At 72.0% G+C, this 14,557-nt stretch carries 12 protein-coding genes; 6 read left to right on the plus strand and 6 right to left on the minus strand.

Annotation, left to right across the window (positions count from 1 at the left end; all coding sequences use genetic code 11):
• Position 1: 1 nt before the first annotated feature.
• The 5 genes from EDD29_RS34885 to EDD29_RS45040 are packed head-to-tail and all read left to right on the plus strand — an operon-like array spanning position 2 to position 4,389.
• The gene (locus tag EDD29_RS34885) at positions 2 to 2,353 is read left to right on the plus strand and encodes a TY-Chap domain-containing protein (protein WP_123668507.1); all 2,352 of its coding nucleotides are present in this window, start codon (positions 2 to 4) and stop codon (positions 2,351 to 2,353) included.
• Positions 2,354 to 2,719 carry a hypothetical protein gene (locus EDD29_RS34890; RefSeq protein ID WP_123668508.1) on the plus strand — a complete coding sequence of 122 codons (366 nt, stop codon included), beginning with the start codon at positions 2,354 to 2,356 and terminating at the stop codon, positions 2,717 to 2,719.
• Between the two features lie 53 nt (positions 2,720 to 2,772).
• Positions 2,773 to 3,531: a LamB/YcsF family protein gene (locus tag EDD29_RS34895; RefSeq protein ID WP_123670865.1), complete on the plus strand. Its 759-nt coding sequence runs from the start codon at positions 2,773 to 2,775 to the stop codon at positions 3,529 to 3,531.
• Complete coding sequence (pxpB, locus tag EDD29_RS34900; protein ID WP_123668509.1) at positions 3,531 to 4,133, plus strand: 5-oxoprolinase subunit PxpB; 603 nt, start codon at positions 3,531 to 3,533, stop codon at positions 4,131 to 4,133. The genes EDD29_RS34895 and pxpB overlap by 1 nt, the downstream gene beginning before the upstream one ends.
• A 10-nt stretch (positions 4,134 to 4,143) precedes the next feature.
• Positions 4,144 to 4,389, plus strand: a complete 246-nt coding sequence (locus EDD29_RS45040) for a hypothetical protein (RefSeq protein ID WP_148086194.1) — start codon at positions 4,144 to 4,146, stop codon at positions 4,387 to 4,389.
• A gap of 9 nt (positions 4,390 to 4,398) precedes the next feature.
• Here EDD29_RS45040 and EDD29_RS34905 read toward each other — a convergent pair whose 3' ends face one another.
• The 3 genes from EDD29_RS34905 to EDD29_RS34915 all read right to left on the minus strand — a co-directional run bounded on the left by EDD29_RS34905 (position 4,399) and on the right by EDD29_RS34915 (position 8,544).
• Entirely contained in the window at positions 4,399 to 5,250 is an 852-nt protein-coding gene (locus EDD29_RS34905; protein ID WP_123668510.1) for a 5-oxoprolinase subunit C family protein, read from the minus strand.
• Between the two features lie 45 nt (positions 5,251 to 5,295).
• Entirely contained in the window at positions 5,296 to 7,575 is a 2,280-nt protein-coding gene (locus EDD29_RS34910; RefSeq protein ID WP_246053158.1) for an AAA family ATPase, read from the minus strand.
• Positions 7,576 to 7,839: 264 nt separating this feature from the next.
• On the minus strand, positions 7,840 to 8,544 hold the full coding sequence (locus EDD29_RS34915) for a ribonuclease HII (protein WP_246053159.1): 705 nt from the start codon (positions 8,542 to 8,544) through the stop codon (positions 7,840 to 7,842).
• A gap of 302 nt (positions 8,545 to 8,846) precedes the next feature.
• Between EDD29_RS34915 and EDD29_RS34920 the strand changes: the two genes are divergently transcribed.
• The gene (locus tag EDD29_RS34920; protein ID WP_123668513.1) at positions 8,847 to 9,710 is read left to right on the plus strand and encodes an oxygenase MpaB family protein; all 864 of its coding nucleotides are present in this window, start codon (positions 8,847 to 8,849) and stop codon (positions 9,708 to 9,710) included.
• Positions 9,711 to 9,787: 77 nt separating this feature from the next.
• Here the strand turns inward: EDD29_RS34920 and EDD29_RS34925 are convergent, their stop codons facing one another.
• The 3 genes from EDD29_RS34925 to nrdR form a co-directional block, all read right to left on the minus strand.
• Complete coding sequence (locus EDD29_RS34925; protein WP_123668514.1) at positions 9,788 to 10,672, minus strand: MerR family transcriptional regulator; 885 nt, start codon at positions 10,670 to 10,672, stop codon at positions 9,788 to 9,790.
• A gap of 211 nt (positions 10,673 to 10,883) precedes the next feature.
• Positions 10,884 to 13,727: a vitamin B12-dependent ribonucleotide reductase gene (locus tag EDD29_RS34930; RefSeq protein WP_123670866.1), complete on the minus strand. Its 2,844-nt coding sequence runs from the start codon at positions 13,725 to 13,727 to the stop codon at positions 10,884 to 10,886.
• A 138-nt stretch (positions 13,728 to 13,865) separates the two neighbouring features.
• Positions 13,866 to 14,321 (minus strand): transcriptional regulator NrdR, encoded by a 456-nt coding sequence (gene nrdR / locus EDD29_RS34935; RefSeq protein WP_123668515.1) that lies wholly within the window; start codon positions 14,319 to 14,321, stop codon positions 13,866 to 13,868.
• Positions 14,322 to 14,557 lie beyond the last annotated feature (236 nt).

A 14,557-nucleotide genomic window follows, 5' to 3' on the forward strand; every position in this document is an offset into this window, starting at 1 on the left:
CATGGACTGGGGAGAATTCGCCGAGCGGCTGGCCCGCGAGCTTGCCGGACTCGACTCGCACATGGTCCTCGTCGTCCACCGGCGCGCCGAGGGCAGCCACTACGTGCAGGCGTTCCGTACGGGCGACCTGCTCCACGCCGAGGCGGTCAGCAGTTCCGTGCTCAGCGCCGCCCTTCGCTTCGACCCGGTCGCCGAGGACAGGCTCGCCGACATCGGCTGGCAGCGGCCCGAGACCTTCGGCAACTGGTCGTTCGACCTGACCTTCTCCTCGCCGCCGGACGGCTTCCGCGAGGTGGCGACCCTGATGACGATCGCGCTGCGCGATGTCCAACGGGCCGACAGCCCCGACGAGCTCGCTTACGAGTCGTTCCGCGGGGGCGTCTTCCTCGAGCTGACGGAGTTCGGCATCGAGCCGGCCGAGGCCGGACGCGCCACGGAGAAGCACGTCCCGCCGCCGCTGCCCGATGTCCCGCCCCGGCTGTCGGCCGTGCCCCCGGTCCGGGATCCCTTCCCCGAGGCGGCGTCCCCCGCGCCCGGCTACGGGTCCCCGTTCGGCGACGTCTCCTGGGCGGACCCCGCGCCGGAGCCTTCGGTGCCCTACCGTCCGGAGGACGACCCGCTGCTGACGACCGCGGACACGTCGCACTTCCCGGCGGTCCGCGCCGACGACGGCCCTCCGGCGACCCGTCCGGTCTCGCCTTCCCCACCGCGGTCTGCCGCGCCTTCGGAGTTCGACTCCTCGACGGGCGCCTACTCCCTTCCGCCTCTCCCTCCCCTCGACGACGACCCCCTCACCTCGGGCTCGTTCAGCGTCCCTCGGGAGGACCCCTACGCGCTGCCGTCGTACGGAACCTCCGACCTGGACGACCCCCTGGCTTCGGGCTCGTTCAGCTTCCCGCCGACGAGGCCGCCCGCGCAGGAAGACCCTCTGACGTCCGGGTCCTTCTCCTTCCCGCCCACGACGCCGCCCGCGCAGGAGGATCCCCTGACGTCCGGGTCCTTCTCCTTCCGGCCTTCGAAGCCGCCGGCGCAGGACGACCCCCTCACGTCGGGCGCTTACTCCTTCCCGCCCACGACGCCGTCCGGGCAGGGCGACCCCGGCGCGTCCGGGTCGTACTCCTTCCCTCCGGTCACCGACGACCTGTACGCGCGGCCGCCTTACCCGGAGGACGACCCCCTCACGTCGGGCTCGTTCGGTTTTCCCGCGCCGTCGGGGGACCCGGGCATGACCACCGCCGACGTGCCGCGCCCGGCCGGCCCCGGTCCGGACGAAGACCCCCTCACGTCCGGTTCGTTCTCCTTCCCGCGACCCGCCGCCGAGCCCTCCCGCGAGGACGACCCCCTCACGTCGGGGTCCTTCGCCTTCCCGTCGTCGGGCGACCCGGGCGTCACCATGGCCGACCGCGGGTTCCCCCGCGACGAAGCCGCCTCGGGGCCCGGGGAGGACACCGCGCGGTTCGCCGCCGTCACGGACGGCCCCTCCCCGGCCGGCGCGACCCTCGCCGACGTCCCCCGCCCCGACGCGCGTCACGCGGAGCCGCCCGCCGGGGACGTGCCCGTCGCGGGCGGTCACGCCAAGACGCCCAACCGCACGGCGCTGCGCCTGGCCGAGGCCAAGGCCAACTCCGACCGGGACGGCTACCTGAACGTCCTGGAAGGCGCGGAGCTGTACGTCACGGGCACCGTCATCTACTCCGACGGCGTGTACCTGCGCGCGTTCACCTCGCCGCCTGACGAGCCGCACGCGGCCACGGAGCTGCGCGCGCTGGTGGCCGACTGGCCGCAGCCGCATTGGCAGCTCGCCGTGGACGACGGTCTCCCGAGCGCCGGATACCTGGACTCGCTGACGCTCACGCGCCTCGCGGGCGGGGTCTCCTCCCGGCTCGTCATGCAGAAGGTGCTGCCGCACCCGCTGGTCGTCCACTACCTGGAGGGCGGGTACGACCGCGTCGCCGGGTACGTCCACCGCGTGGCCGACGTCCTGACTCTGACCACGCCCAAGCAGCTGTACGCGGCGCTCGGCCTCGGCCACGGGCGGGCGTCCACCTTCTCCCCCGACGACGACGCGGTGCACGTGCTGCGCTGGCACGCCAGGTTCGGCGGCCCCCTGCGCACCCCGTTCGGCGGCCCCGACGAGGCGGCGATGGGCCGCATGCCCGGCGGCTGGGTGGTGGAGCATCCGCCGTTCGAGGGCAACGGGTTCGCGCCGGGCCTCGGCACGGCGATCCCCGAGTTCAAGGTCGACAGCCAGCGGCTGCCGCACGGCGCCGAGATCTACCGGCTCGACAGGTCGGGCCGCCGGGTCCTGGTCGCCCTGTTCGACGCCGACGGCACGCGATGGGCGGCGGTGTAGATGCGCGACGGATATTTCACGATGTGGCACGGCGAGGAGTACGCCTGCGCGCCCGGCGAGGGCGAGGTCAGGCTGTACTCGGCGGACCCCCGGATCGGTTTCACCGCCGCGGCTCCGGGCAGGTTCGTCAAGGTCGTCCCCGCGTGGGAGGTCGACCAGCTCAAGTACGTGGTCACCCGCTGCGTGTGGCGGGACGAGCCGTTCCTCATCATCGGCGAGCACGACGGATGGCTGCGGGTGGAGTACACCGGCGGCAGCGCCCTCACGGCCGAGGCGCTCGGCCTGGAGTACTTCGACCGGGGCGTCTACCAGGCGTGGGCGCCGGTGACCGAGGTCGGCCAGGTCCGCGAGGAGGTGTACGGATGAGCGACAGGCTGGTCGCGGGCAGGGCCGTCGACCTGGGCAGGAGGCCCACCGTCATGGACCTGCGGACCATCGACCTCAACGCCGATCTCGGCGAGGGCTTCGGCGCCTGGCAACTGGGCGACGACACCGCGCTGCTGTCGGTCGTCACGAGCGCGAACGTCGCCTGCGGGTTCCACGCCGGCGACCCGCTGATCATGCGCACGGTGTGCCGGGCGGCCCAGGCGCGGGGCGTCACGGTAGGCGCCCAGGTCTCCTACCGGGATCTCGCCGGGTTCGGCCGCCGCGCGATGGACGTGCCGTTCGAGGAACTGGCGGCGGAGATCCTCTACCAGCTCGCGGCCCTGGACGGGATCGCCCGGAGCTGCGGCACGCGGGTCTCCTACGTGAAGCCGCACGGCGCGCTGTACAACCGGATCGTCCATGACCGGGAACAGGCGATGGCGGTGGCCGAGGCGGTGCTGGCCTATGACGCCTCGCTGCCCGTCCTGACCCTGCCGGGATCGGTGCTGGCCGAGGTCCACGACGACCTCCAGACCGTCGCCGAGTGCTATGCCGACCGGGCCTACACGCCGGAGGGGACCCTGGTCTCTCGGCGTTCCCCGGTGGCCGTCGTCCGGGATCCGGAGAAGGTCGCCGAGCGCGCGGTGCGCATGGCCGTCTCGGGGGAGGTCGAGGCGATCGACGGGACGGTCGTGCCGGTCTCGGCGCGGTCGATCTGCGTGCACGGGGACACCCCGGGCGCGGTGGAGCTGGCCAGGTCGGTGCGGCGGGCGCTGAGCGACGCGGGCGTCCAGATCATCCCGTTCGCCTGATGGACATCCGGCCCGCGGGCGACCGCGCGCTGCTGGTGGAGACGGACGCGCCGCACGCGCTGCGGGCCGCGGTGGCGGCCGCGGGGCTCCCCGGCGTCGCGGAGATCGTGCCCGGCGAGCGGACCCTCCTCGTGGTGTTCACCGGGCCGGTCGGGGACGCGGCGGGCCGCATCGCCGCGCTGGAGGTCCGCGCGGCCGAGGCCGGCGGACGGCTCGTCGAGGTGCCCGTCGTCTATGACGGGGCCGATCTGGCCGAGGTCTCCGAGCTGACGGGCCTGTCGGTCCCGGAGGTCGTACGGCGGCATGCCGCGGCCGAGTACACCGTGGCCTATCTGGGGTTCTCTCCTGGTTTCGGCTATCTGACCGGGTTGGACGGCTCGCTGACCGTGCCCCGGAAGGAGACCCCGCGCACGTCGGTACCGGCCGGATCCGTCGCGATCGCCGGGCCGTACACGTCGGTCTACCCGTCGGCGTCGCCGGGCGGATGGCGCCTGATCGGCCGCACCGGCCTGCGGCTGTGGGACGTCGACCGCGACCCTCCGTCCCTGCTGGAGCCGGGTGACCGGGTGCGGTTCCGCGAAAGTGTCGGAGGGGTCACGTAGCGTCGCGCGCATGATCTCGACGACAGGTGACCGGGCGGCGCATCGGATCGGCCGCACGGTATCGCGCAAGGCCCGCGGCGCGGGCGCCCAGGCTCTGCGGGCGGCCCAGACCGCCCTGTGGGGGCGGATCCGGGGAACGGCCCTGTCCGCCTCGTCGCACGCTCGCGGAGCCGCCCTGCGGGCCCGTGGCGCGCGGGAGCGGATCCGTGCGGCCGCGCTGCGGGCCTCGTTGCGCGCTTGGCCCGCCGAACCCTGAAGAGACCGCTCAGCGGGCGCGGCGGAACGACACCTCGTCGCCCGGCCGCAGCTGCGCCGCATGCCCCAGATCCGCCTCGGCCACCACGGCGATCACCGGATAGCCGCCGGTCGTGGGGTGGTCGGCGAGGAAGAGGATCGGCTTGCCGTCCGGGGGCACCTGGAGCGCGCCCGTCACCATGCCCTCGCTCGCCAGTTCGTCCGTACGGGCCCTGGCGAGCACCGGGCCGTCCAGCCGCACCCCGACCCGGTTGCTCCGGTCGGTCACGGTGTAGCGCGCGCCGAGCAGGGTGCCGAGCGCGCCGGGGGTGAACCAGTCGGCCCGCGGTCCCGGCACCACCGCGAGCACGGGCGCGGCGGGCAGCGGCGCGCGCGGGGCGACGTCCACCCCCTCGAAGCCCCCGACCACCTTGCCCACCGGCAGCGTCATGCCTTCGGCGAGCGGCTTCGGACCGAGTCCCGAGAGCAGGTCGGTCGATCTGCTGCCGAGCACCGGAGGCACCGCGATGCCTCCGCGCACGGCGAGATAGCTGCGCAGGCCCCGCTCCGGCGCCCCGAACCGCACCACCGCGCCCCCGGGCACGAAGCACGGCCCGAGGCAGCCCTGCCCCCTGCCGTCCACCGCCCACTCCAGTGGCGCACCGGTGACGGCCACCCACGCCGGGCGCACGAACCGCAGCCGCGCGCCGCCGAACGTCAGCTCCAGGCCCGCGGCGTCCTCGGGATTGCCGACCAGCCGGTTGGCCAGCGCCAGGCTCTCCCGGTCCGCCGCGCCCGCCCGGGGCACGCCCAGATGGGCCAGCCCCGTCCGTCCCAGGTCCTGCACCGTCGTCAGCGCCCCGCCCGCCAGCACCTCGATCATTGGCGAACGGTACAACGCCCGGCCGCGGGAGAGCGCACAGGCACGTCACTCGACGCCGCGGATGTCCCCCTGGACGAGCGTCGTCAGGTCGTCGGTGGTGGGCGCGGGCAGCGCGGAGACCCGCACGTCGCGCGCCGCGCAGGACCGCTCGTAGACGGTCCTGGCGAAGCGCGCGTTGCCGAGCGTGTCGATCGCGCCCTGGCCGCACGCGCGCTGGAACACCAGCGCGAGGTCGTCCAGCGCGTCGTCGGCCCAGTGGTCGCCGTTCTCCGCGGCGAGCGTCACCGCGATGCGCAGCAGTTCGTCCGGACCGTACGACGGGAAGGGCACGCGGGTGTCGAAGCGCGAGGCCAGCCCTGGGTTGGCCGCGAGCAGCCGCTCCATGTCCGGCGGATAGCCGGCGAGGACCACGACGAGGTTGTCCCGGTCGTCCTCGGCACGTTTCAGCAGGGTCTGCACCGCCTCCTGGCCGAACGCGTCGCCGCCGGAGTACCCGGTGCCGATCAGACTGTAGGCCTCGTCGACGAACAGCACCCCACCGAGCGCGGAGTCGATCACCCGGTTCGTCTTGAGCGCCGTCGCGCCCAGATGCTCGCCGACCAGGTCGGCCCGGCTGACCTCGACCACGTCGGGCCGGCTGAGCAGGCCGAGCGCGGCGAAGATCCGGCCGAGCACCCGCGCGACGGACGTCTTGCCGGTGCCCGGCGGGCCGGTGAAGACGAAGTGCCGCATCGGCGGCTGGGCGGGCAGACCTTGGGCCGCGCGCAGCCTCCTGACCTGGAGCTGCGCGGCGATCTGGTGGACCTGGCGCTTCACCGGCTCCAGTCCGATCATGCCGTCGAGCGAACCGAGCGCCTCCTCCAGCGTCGGGGTCTCGGCGTAGCCGCGGTAGCGGGCGGTCAGCTCGTCGTAGGAGGCCCGCACGTCTTCGGCCCGGATCGTCACGAGTTCGGCGGCCGAAGGGTGCGCGCTGCGGGAGACCACGCGCAGGTCGCGGGCGCGCGAGGCGCCTTCGGCGAGCGAGCGGACGAAGCGGCCGTTGCCGAGCTGGTCGACGATGCCGCGGCGGCGGATCTCCTCGAAACACCCGGAGAGATGGTCGAGCGCGTCGGCCGACAGCCGGTCGCCGCGCGCCTCGGTGTGCGTCCGGCAGATCGCCAGCAGTTCCTCCGGCAGGTAGCTGGGGAACAGGACGCGGGTCCCGAACCGGGAGGCGAGCCCCGGGTTGGAGTCCAGGAACTCGTCCATCTCCGTCTCGTAGCCCGCGAGGATGATGACGAGGTTGTCCCGGTCGTCCTCGGCGCGTTTCAGCAGCGCCTGGACCGCCTCGTTGCCGAATCTGTCGGCCTGGCCGTCGCCCGCGTTGACCAGCGAGTACGCCTCGTCGACGAACAGGACCCCGCCGACCGCGGAGTCCACCACCTCGTTGGTCTTGATCGCGGTCGCGCCCAGGTACTCCCCCACCAGGTCGGCCCGGTGCACCTCGACGACCCGGGCGGAAGGGAGCAGCCGGAAGGCGTAGAAGATCGTGGCGAGGGTCCGGGCGACCGTCGTCTTGCCGGTGCCGGAGGGCCCGGCGAACACCAGGTGCCGCAGCGGCTTCTCGATCGGCACCCCGGCCTCGGCCCGCAGATGCGCGGCCTCGATCGAGGCGGCGATGGAGCGGACCTGCCGCTTCACCGGCGCCAGCCCGATCATGTCCTCGAGTTCGGCGAGCGCCGCGGCGACCGAGGGCCGCGGCTCCGCGGCGGGCGGCCGCGGCGCCGGGACGAGGATCGGGGGCGGCGCGGGCGGCGGTTCCGGCACGGGCGCCCGCACGGGAACCGGCGCGGGCGCCGCCTCCTCGACCCAGCCGGAGTCGTAGGAGTCGGCCGCGACGACCCGTCGCGCGCGGTCCCACCGGTAGGCCAGCACCAGGACCGCGCCCGCCCAGGCCGGTCCGGCGTGCAGCCGGGGCGCCAGATCGGCGAGCGCCGCGGTGAGCAGCCCGGCGACCGCCAGCGCCCACAGCGCGCTCCGCCAGGGCACATAACCGCGCAGCCGCAGGGAGGCCACCGCGACGGGAAGGGCGAGCAGGGCGAGGACGAGACCCTGATAGGCCCCCTCGGGGTACATCCGCGAAAGCGGCACCACGAGGGCGAGCCAGCATGCCGTCACCGCCAGCACGGCGGTTCCGGCCGGGGAGCGAAGCGTCAGATCGACCACCACCAGCGCGACGATGGCTCCCACCAGGGTGCCCGGCACCGGCAGTTCCGCTGTCACCGCGACGGTGAGGCAGACCGCCAGCAACAAGATCCCCGCGAGCCGCCTGAGACCAGAGTGCATCCGAAAATATCCGCCTCGGGCGCGCTCGAAAAGGTCCCGCGCCGCTCTTGTGGGCGGGCGGATCACGATTCGTCCCGACGCTCCCATCTTGAACCGACAGCCTGACCCCTGACCGGCCGCGAGTCCAGCGCCACACCCCGCTACCGCGATTTTCGTAGGCTGGATCACTCCGCGATCGGATCGTCGGCCACACCCGTCCCACGGGCACCATCGGGCGATCTCCGGGGTGGTCCGGCGAACCGTGCCAGGGGCGTGTCCCGGGCGTCACATGAGGCTGAGCTGTCCCTCTCCGGCGAGTGGATCCCGGTGCACCCTGAGATGGCGCCAGCGGGGCAGATCGTCCAGATACGACCAGGAGAGGCGGTGGTGCTCGGTGGGCCCGAGCCGCTCCAGCGCGGCGGTGTGGACCGGCGAGGGATAACCCGAGCCGTCGGCGAAGCCGTACTCGGCTCCGCCGGGCAGCTCCGCCATGTACCTGTCGCGGTAAACCTTGGCGAGGACCGATGCCGCCGCGACCGTCACCGACCGCTGGTCGGCCTTGACCTCGGTGCGCACCCTCCACGGAGCCCCGAGGAAGTCGTGCCCGCCGTCGACGATCACCATGTCGGGGCGTTCGGGAAGGGCTTCCAGCGCGCGCACGGCCGCCTTGCGCAGGGCCGCGGTCATGCCCAGCTCGTCGATCTCGCGTGCGGACGCCTCGCCCAGCGCCCAGCCGCTCAGCCAGCCGGGCAGGACCTCGGCGAAGGCGGACCGGTGCGCGGCGCTGAGCAGCTTGGAGTCGGTGAGCCGGACCGGCGGGCGCTTGCCGCGGGGCAGCTCGGGCGGCGGGCCGAAGTCCGTGACGGCCGCGCAGACCACGACGGGTCCCGCCCAGGCGCCGCGGCCCACCTCGTCGATCCCGGCGACGCGCTTCGCGCCCGCCGCGCGCAGTTGTTCCTCGACCTCGTATCCGGCAGCCACGCGGGCCATCATCCCAGGGCCCGAGGAGTGCGCGACATAGGGACGCCCGGGAACCCTGGAGGAGGAGAACGCCCCTAGGGGAAGAAAAGGGAAAAGGGGGCGTGGACACCCACGCCCCCTTAAATAGCACCCGGAGCCGTAGCGCGCCATGCACGGCCCCGCGTCGCCCGCCATCCTACGGCGACCACACACCGACATGAAGCGAAGACACTCCGTAATGGCATGGAAGTGTGACGCGGACCATGTTGCAAGTGGTCACTTACTATGTGACCGTGAGTCCGTCCGGTGCCACCCCACCCGGAGGAATCCACATGACGAGCCCCGTCTCGCCCCTGCCGAAGGACCAGCCCGTCCAGGAGGACGGTCCCGTCCCCCGCGCGGTCCAGGCGACCCTGAGCTGGTACGCCATGGCTCTCGGTCTCCCGAACGTGCTGATGCAGCTGTCCAACATCAAGGTCGGCTACGGAGTCGCGGAGAGCCGGGTGGAGAGCGGCCGGATCGACAGGCATCCGATCAAGCGCCTGCGCACCACCCTCACCTTCCTCGCCGTCGCCACCCACGGCACCTCCGCCGAACGCGCCTACATGCGCGAGGAGATCAACCGGGCGCACCGCCAGGTCGTCTCCAAGCCCGGCGACAAGGTCAAGTACAACGCGTTCGACCGCGAACTCCAGCTGTGGGTCGCCGCGTGCCTCTACAAGGGCACCGAGGACATGATCACCGCCCTGGAGCTGACCTTCACCGACGGCGAGTGGGAGGAGCTGTACCAGCACTCCTCCCGCCTGGCCACCAGCCTCCAGGTCCCCCGCGACCTGTGGCCGGCCGACCGCGAGGCGTTCGCCAAGTACTGGAACGACGCCCTGGGCGCGCTGACGACCGACGAGTACACGCGGGGCTTCCTCCGCGACCTCGCGGGCCTGGAATTCCTGCCGGGACCCGTCAGCGCGGCCCTCGGCCCGCTCTCCCGGTTCATCACCACGGGCTTCCTCCCGCAGGAGTTCCGCGACGAGCTCGGCCTCCCCTGGACCGCCCGGTCCCAGGCGCTGTTCGACAAGTTCGTGCACGCCTCGGCGAGCCTCAACCGCGCGCTTCCGCCCGTCGCCCGGCGGTTCCCCTTCAACGTCTACCTCTGGGACTTCCGGCGCCGCATGCGCCTGGGCCGTTCCGTCGTCTGAGACCCCCTCCGAGCCGCCGGGGGGCGGGGCCCGGCGCCGCACTCTCCCCGGCGCCGGGCTCCTTTCTCCTCCCGCGTTCAGTGCGCGCGCAGCGCCTCGATCAACCAGGCGAACGCCGGGACCGCGGGCTCCCGCGGCGGCCACCCGTTGAGCGCGCCGAGCAGCTGCCAGTACCGCTCGACGCGCGCGTCGGCGAACAGCTCGAGCTGCTCCAGGATCCGGGCCCTGACCTCGGCCGGGGTGTCCTCCGGGACGATCCGCCCGAGCGCCTCCCGGCCCGCCGCCGACTCCGGCGCGACCCCGTCGGCCAGCGCCTTCCCGGCGTGCTCGACCACCAGGTGGTGGTCCGGCCCGTGTTCCAGCTCCTCGGCGCCCTTCCCGGCGACGGCCATCTCCCGGACCCGGGCACGGAACGCGGGGTCGCCGACCAGCCCGGCCAGCTCCACCCAGGCGTCCACCTGCTCGGGCGTCGGGTCGTCGGGCAGGTCCGCGGGCAGCCGCCGCATGCTCTCGGCGATGCCCCGCGCGGGCGCGTCCGCCGCCATCCCCTCGACGATCTCCGCGACGAACCCGTCGATCATCCGCTGCCGCTCCCGCGCCGACAGCCGCGCCAACTCGTGCACCACTCTCATCTCCTCCACGGTTCCGTCCCTTCGGGCCACGGACGAGAGGACCGCCCGGCGCAGCCTGAGCACCCGGATCTCGGCGTCCAGCGCCCGCGCATGCGCGCTCGCCACCTCGGCCACGGTCGCGTTCCGCGCGAGCACCCGCCGGACCTCGTCCAGCCCGATCCCCAGCCCTCGCAGCGTCGCCACCAGCTCCACCCGGGCCACGGCCTCGGCATCGAACAGCCGATACCCGCCTCCCGACCTACCGGAAGGCTCCACGACCCCGGCCTCAGCCCAGAACCGCAAGGTCCGAGCCGAAACCCCGACAAGCCGAGCCACCTGCGCCACGGTCATCCCCTCATCCACGCCCCCACCCTCTCCCTCCCACCCACTGACACCTCAACCCGAACACCCGCACAAGGCGACCGGATGTCTCCCCGCCCGAAGCGTTTCGGGCGGATACGCCGGATCTCCTGACCGACCGAGCCACTTCCTCGACTGCCGAGGAGAGACGGCGAAGGGGCGCCGACGGTCGTCGGCGCCCCTTCGGGTGGTGCGGGAACGGTCAGCTGCAGCCGCTGGTGGAGCCGCAGCCTTCGCAGACGTAGCAGGAGCCTGCGGGGCGCATGTTGGTGCCGCAGGTCATGCACATCGGGGCGTCGGCGGTGCGGCGGCCGTGGCTTTCGGTCGCGTCGACGGGGGCGGACTGGATCTGGATGACGGGCGGGGCCGCCACGGCGGGCTGGGCCGGGGCCTGGTCGACCGGGGCCGACTGGGCGAGGGCCGCGACGTCCTCGGTGGTGTGCAGGGACGCCGGGTCCTCACCGGACACCTGGAGCGCGCGCTCCTCGGCCGAGAAGATGCCCAACTCGGCGCGGGACTCGTACGGCAGGTGGTCCAGCGCCAGCCGGCGGAAGATGTAGTCCATGAAGGACGTCGCCATCCGGATGTCCGGGTCGTCGGTCATGCCCGCGGGCTCGAAGCGCATGTTGGTGAACTTCTCGACCCACGTCTCCAGCGGCACCCCGTACTGGAGGCTGATGGAGATGGCCATGGAGAACGCGTCCATGACGCCCGCAAGGGTGGAGCCCTGCTTGCCGAGCTTCAGGAACACCTCGCCCAGCCCGTTGTCGGGGTAGGACGAAGCGGTCATGTAGCCCTCGGCGCCCGCGACGGAGAAGCGGGTGACCGTGGCCGGACGCTTCTTCGGCAGCCGCTTGCGCACCGGACGGGCCGGGGCCGCGGGAACAGCGGGAGCGGCGACGACCGGGGCCGCCGCGACAGGCTCCGCCTTCTTCTTGGCGACCGACAGCGGCTGGCCGACCTTGCAGTTGTCGCGGTAGATGGCGAGCGCCTTCAGGCCCATCTTCCAGCCCTCGAAGTACACCTTCTCGATGTCCTCGACGGTCGCCGTCTCCTGCATGTTGACGGTCTTGGAGATCGCGCCGGACAGGAACGGCTGGGTCGCCGCCATCATCCGGACGTGGCCCATCGGGCTGATCGACCGCTCGCCCATCGCGCAGTCGAACACCTCGTAGTGCTCGCGCTTGAGGCCGGGGGCGTCGACGATGTGGCCGTGCTCGGCGATGAAGGCGATGATCGCCTCGGCCTGCTCGCCGGGGTAGCCGAGCTTGCGCAGCGCGCGCGGCACGGTGTGGTTGACGATCTCCATGGAGCCGCCGCCGACGAGCTTCTTGAACTTCTTCAACGCCAGGTCCGGCTCGATGCCGGTGGTGTCGCAGTCCATCATCAGGCCGATGGTGCCGGTCGGCGCCAGGAGCGAGGCCTGGGCGTTGCGGTAGCCGTTCTTCTCGCCGAGGCGCAGGACCTCGGCCCACTCGCGGGTGGCCTCGGTGTGGATCGCCTTGTCCACCTCGTCCAGGGTGCGGACCTGGTCGTTGGCCGCGGCGTGCTTGCGCATGACGCGCTTGTGCGCGTCGGCGTTGCGCGCGTAGCCGTCGTACGGGCCGACGGCCGCGGCGAGCTCCGCCGAGCGGCGGTAGGCGGTGCCGGTCATCAGCGAGGTGATCGCCGCGGCGAGGGCACGGCCGCCTTCGGAGTCGTAGGCGTGGCCGGTGGCCATGAGCAGCGCGCCGAGGTTGGCGTAGCCGATGCCGAGCTGGCGGAACGCCCGCGTGGTCTCGGTGATCCGCTCGGTCGGGAAGTCCGCGAAGGTGATCGAGATGTCCATCGCGGTGATGATCAGCTCGACGAGGTCGCGGAACGGCTCGACGTCGAAGGTGTTGTCCTCGCGCAGGAACTTCAGCAGGTTGATGCTGGCGAGGTTGCACGAGGAGTTGTCCAGGTGCAGGTACTCCGAGCACGGGTTCGACGCGGTGATCCGGCCGGACTCCGGCGAGGTGTGCCAGTCGTTGATCGTGTCGTCGTACTGGACGCCGGGGTCGGCGCACTCCCAGGCGGCCTGGGCCATGAGCCGGAAGAGGTCCTTGGCCTTGATGGTCTCGATGACCTCGCCGTTGAGCCGGGCGCGCAGCCCGAACTCGCCGTCGGTCTCCACCGCGCGCATGAACTCGTCCGAGACCCGGACGCTGTTGTTCGCGTTCTGGTACTGGACGGAGACGATGTCCTTGCCGCCCAGGTCCATGTCGAAGCCCGCGTCCCGCAGCGCGCGGATCTTGTCCTCTTCGCGGGCCTTGGTCTGGATGAACTCGGCGATGTCGGGGTGGTCGACGTCCAGGACGACCATCTTGGCCGCCCGGCGGGTCGCGCCGCCCGACTTGATCGTCCCGGCGGACGCGTCGGCGCCGCGCATGAACGAGACGGGGCCGGAGGCGGTGCCCCCGGAGGACAGGAGCTCCTTGGAGGAGCGGATGCGCGAAAGGTTGACGCCCGAACCGGAGCCGCCCTTGAAGATCACGCCCTCTTCCTTGTACCAGTCCAGGATCGACTCCATCTGGTCGTCCACGGACAGGATGAAGCACGCGCTGACCTGCTGCGGCGACTTGGTGCCGACGTTGAACCACACCGGCGAGTTGAACGCGAAGACCTGGTGGGCGAGCGTGTACTTCAGCTCGTGGTCGAAGATCTCGGCGTCCTCGTCGGTGGCGAAGTAGCCGTGCTCGCGGCCGGTCTCGGTGTAGACCCGCACCACCCGGTCGATGAGCTGCTTGAGGCTCCACTCGCGCTGCGGGGTGCCGACCGCGCCGCGGAAGTACTTGGTGGTGACGATGTTCGCCGCGTTGACCGACCAGTAATCGGGGAACTCCACGCCGCGCTGCTCGAAGTTGATCGAGCCGTCGCGCCAGTTGGTCATGACGACATCACGGCGTTCCCAGGTGATCTCGTCGTACGGGTGCACGCCGGGCTTGGTGAAGATGCGGCGCATCTTCAACCCCTTGCGCACCGTGGTCTTGCCACGACGAGCCGGTCCGCTGACCGTCTCTGTCATGTCTTCCCCCTTCATCTGGGCCCTCCCGCAAGGGCCCGTGCTCGCACATGACGGATCGCGCCCTCTTCCGGGCATCCCGGAAGGGGCGTGGTTGTTCGGTGTGCGCTCGCGTCGGTTACAGCGCGTCCGCCGGCTTCCTCATTCCGGCGGCGCGATCCGGCGCAGCGCGTTGATCTCTTTCTCGAAGTCGTCGAGCGACTCGAATCCCCGGTAGACCGAGGCGAAGCGCAGATAGGCGACCTCGTCCAGCTCCTGCAACGGCCCCAGGATCGCCAGTCCGATCTCATGGGACTGGATCTCCGCGGCGCCGGTCGCCCTGATCGACTCCTCGACCCGCTGCCCCAGTGCGGCGAGCGCGTCTTCGTCGACCGGGCGGCCCTGGCAGGCCCTGCGAACCCCGGCGATGATCTTCTCCCGGCTGAACGGCTCGGTCACGCCGCTGCGCTTGGCCACCATCTGGAGGACGTTCTCCTGGGTGGTGAAGCGCTTGTTGCACTCCGGGCAGGAGCGCCTGCGGCGGATGGCGGCGCCGTCCTCCGTGGACCTGCTGTCGATGACCCGGCTGTCAGGGTTACGGCAGAACGGGCAGTGCACGTCCGTCTCCTTCCCGTTCCTCCGGCGTCAACCGTTCACCGACAGAACACAATCTGTGGTGAACTACATCCATGTAACTACTAGATGTTGTGGTCACTAAACCTAAGCCTATGATCTTGGCAACGCAAGCCGAACCGGCCCGAGACGTTGTAGCGCCCGTCACGTACCGTCCACCGGCGTGTCGAGTGGCGATCTTCCCGCGGCTTCCCGCACCCCTCGAATGCAGATTCGATAGA

This window comes from Actinocorallia herbida, assembly GCF_003751225.1.
Taxonomy (GTDB): Bacteria; Actinomycetota; Actinomycetes; order Streptosporangiales; family Streptosporangiaceae; genus Actinocorallia; species Actinocorallia herbida.

Excerpts from the sequence above, each read along its gene's own strand:
- EDD29_RS34890 (WP_123668508.1), top strand. The coding sequence starts at position 2,354 with ATGCGCGACGGATATTTCACGATGTGGCACGGCGAGGAGTACGCCTGC.
- pxpB (WP_123668509.1), top strand. The coding sequence starts at position 3,531 with ATGGACATCCGGCCCGCGGGCGACCGCGCGCTGCTGGTGGAGACGGAC.
- EDD29_RS34925 (WP_123668514.1), bottom strand. The coding sequence starts at position 10,672 with ATGACCGTGGCGCAGGTGGCTCGGCTTGTCGGGGTTTCGGCTCGGACC.
- EDD29_RS34915 (WP_246053159.1), bottom strand. The coding sequence starts at position 8,544 with ATGGCCCGCGTGGCTGCCGGATACGAGGTCGAGGAACAACTGCGCGCG.
- EDD29_RS34885 (WP_123668507.1), top strand. The coding sequence starts at position 2 with ATGGACTGGGGAGAATTCGCCGAGCGGCTGGCCCGCGAGCTTGCCGGA.
- EDD29_RS34895 (WP_123670865.1), top strand. The coding sequence starts at position 2,773 with ATGGACCTGCGGACCATCGACCTCAACGCCGATCTCGGCGAGGGCTTC.
- EDD29_RS34910 (WP_246053158.1), bottom strand. The coding sequence starts at position 7,575 with ATGCACTCTGGTCTCAGGCGGCTCGCGGGGATCTTGTTGCTGGCGGTC.
- EDD29_RS34930 (WP_123670866.1), bottom strand. The coding sequence starts at position 13,727 with ATGACAGAGACGGTCAGCGGACCGGCTCGTCGTGGCAAGACCACGGTG.
- EDD29_RS34920 (WP_123668513.1), top strand. The coding sequence starts at position 8,847 with ATGACGAGCCCCGTCTCGCCCCTGCCGAAGGACCAGCCCGTCCAGGAG.
- EDD29_RS34905 (WP_123668510.1), bottom strand. The coding sequence starts at position 5,250 with ATGATCGAGGTGCTGGCGGGCGGGGCGCTGACGACGGTGCAGGACCTG.
- EDD29_RS45040 (WP_148086194.1), top strand. The coding sequence starts at position 4,144 with ATGATCTCGACGACAGGTGACCGGGCGGCGCATCGGATCGGCCGCACG.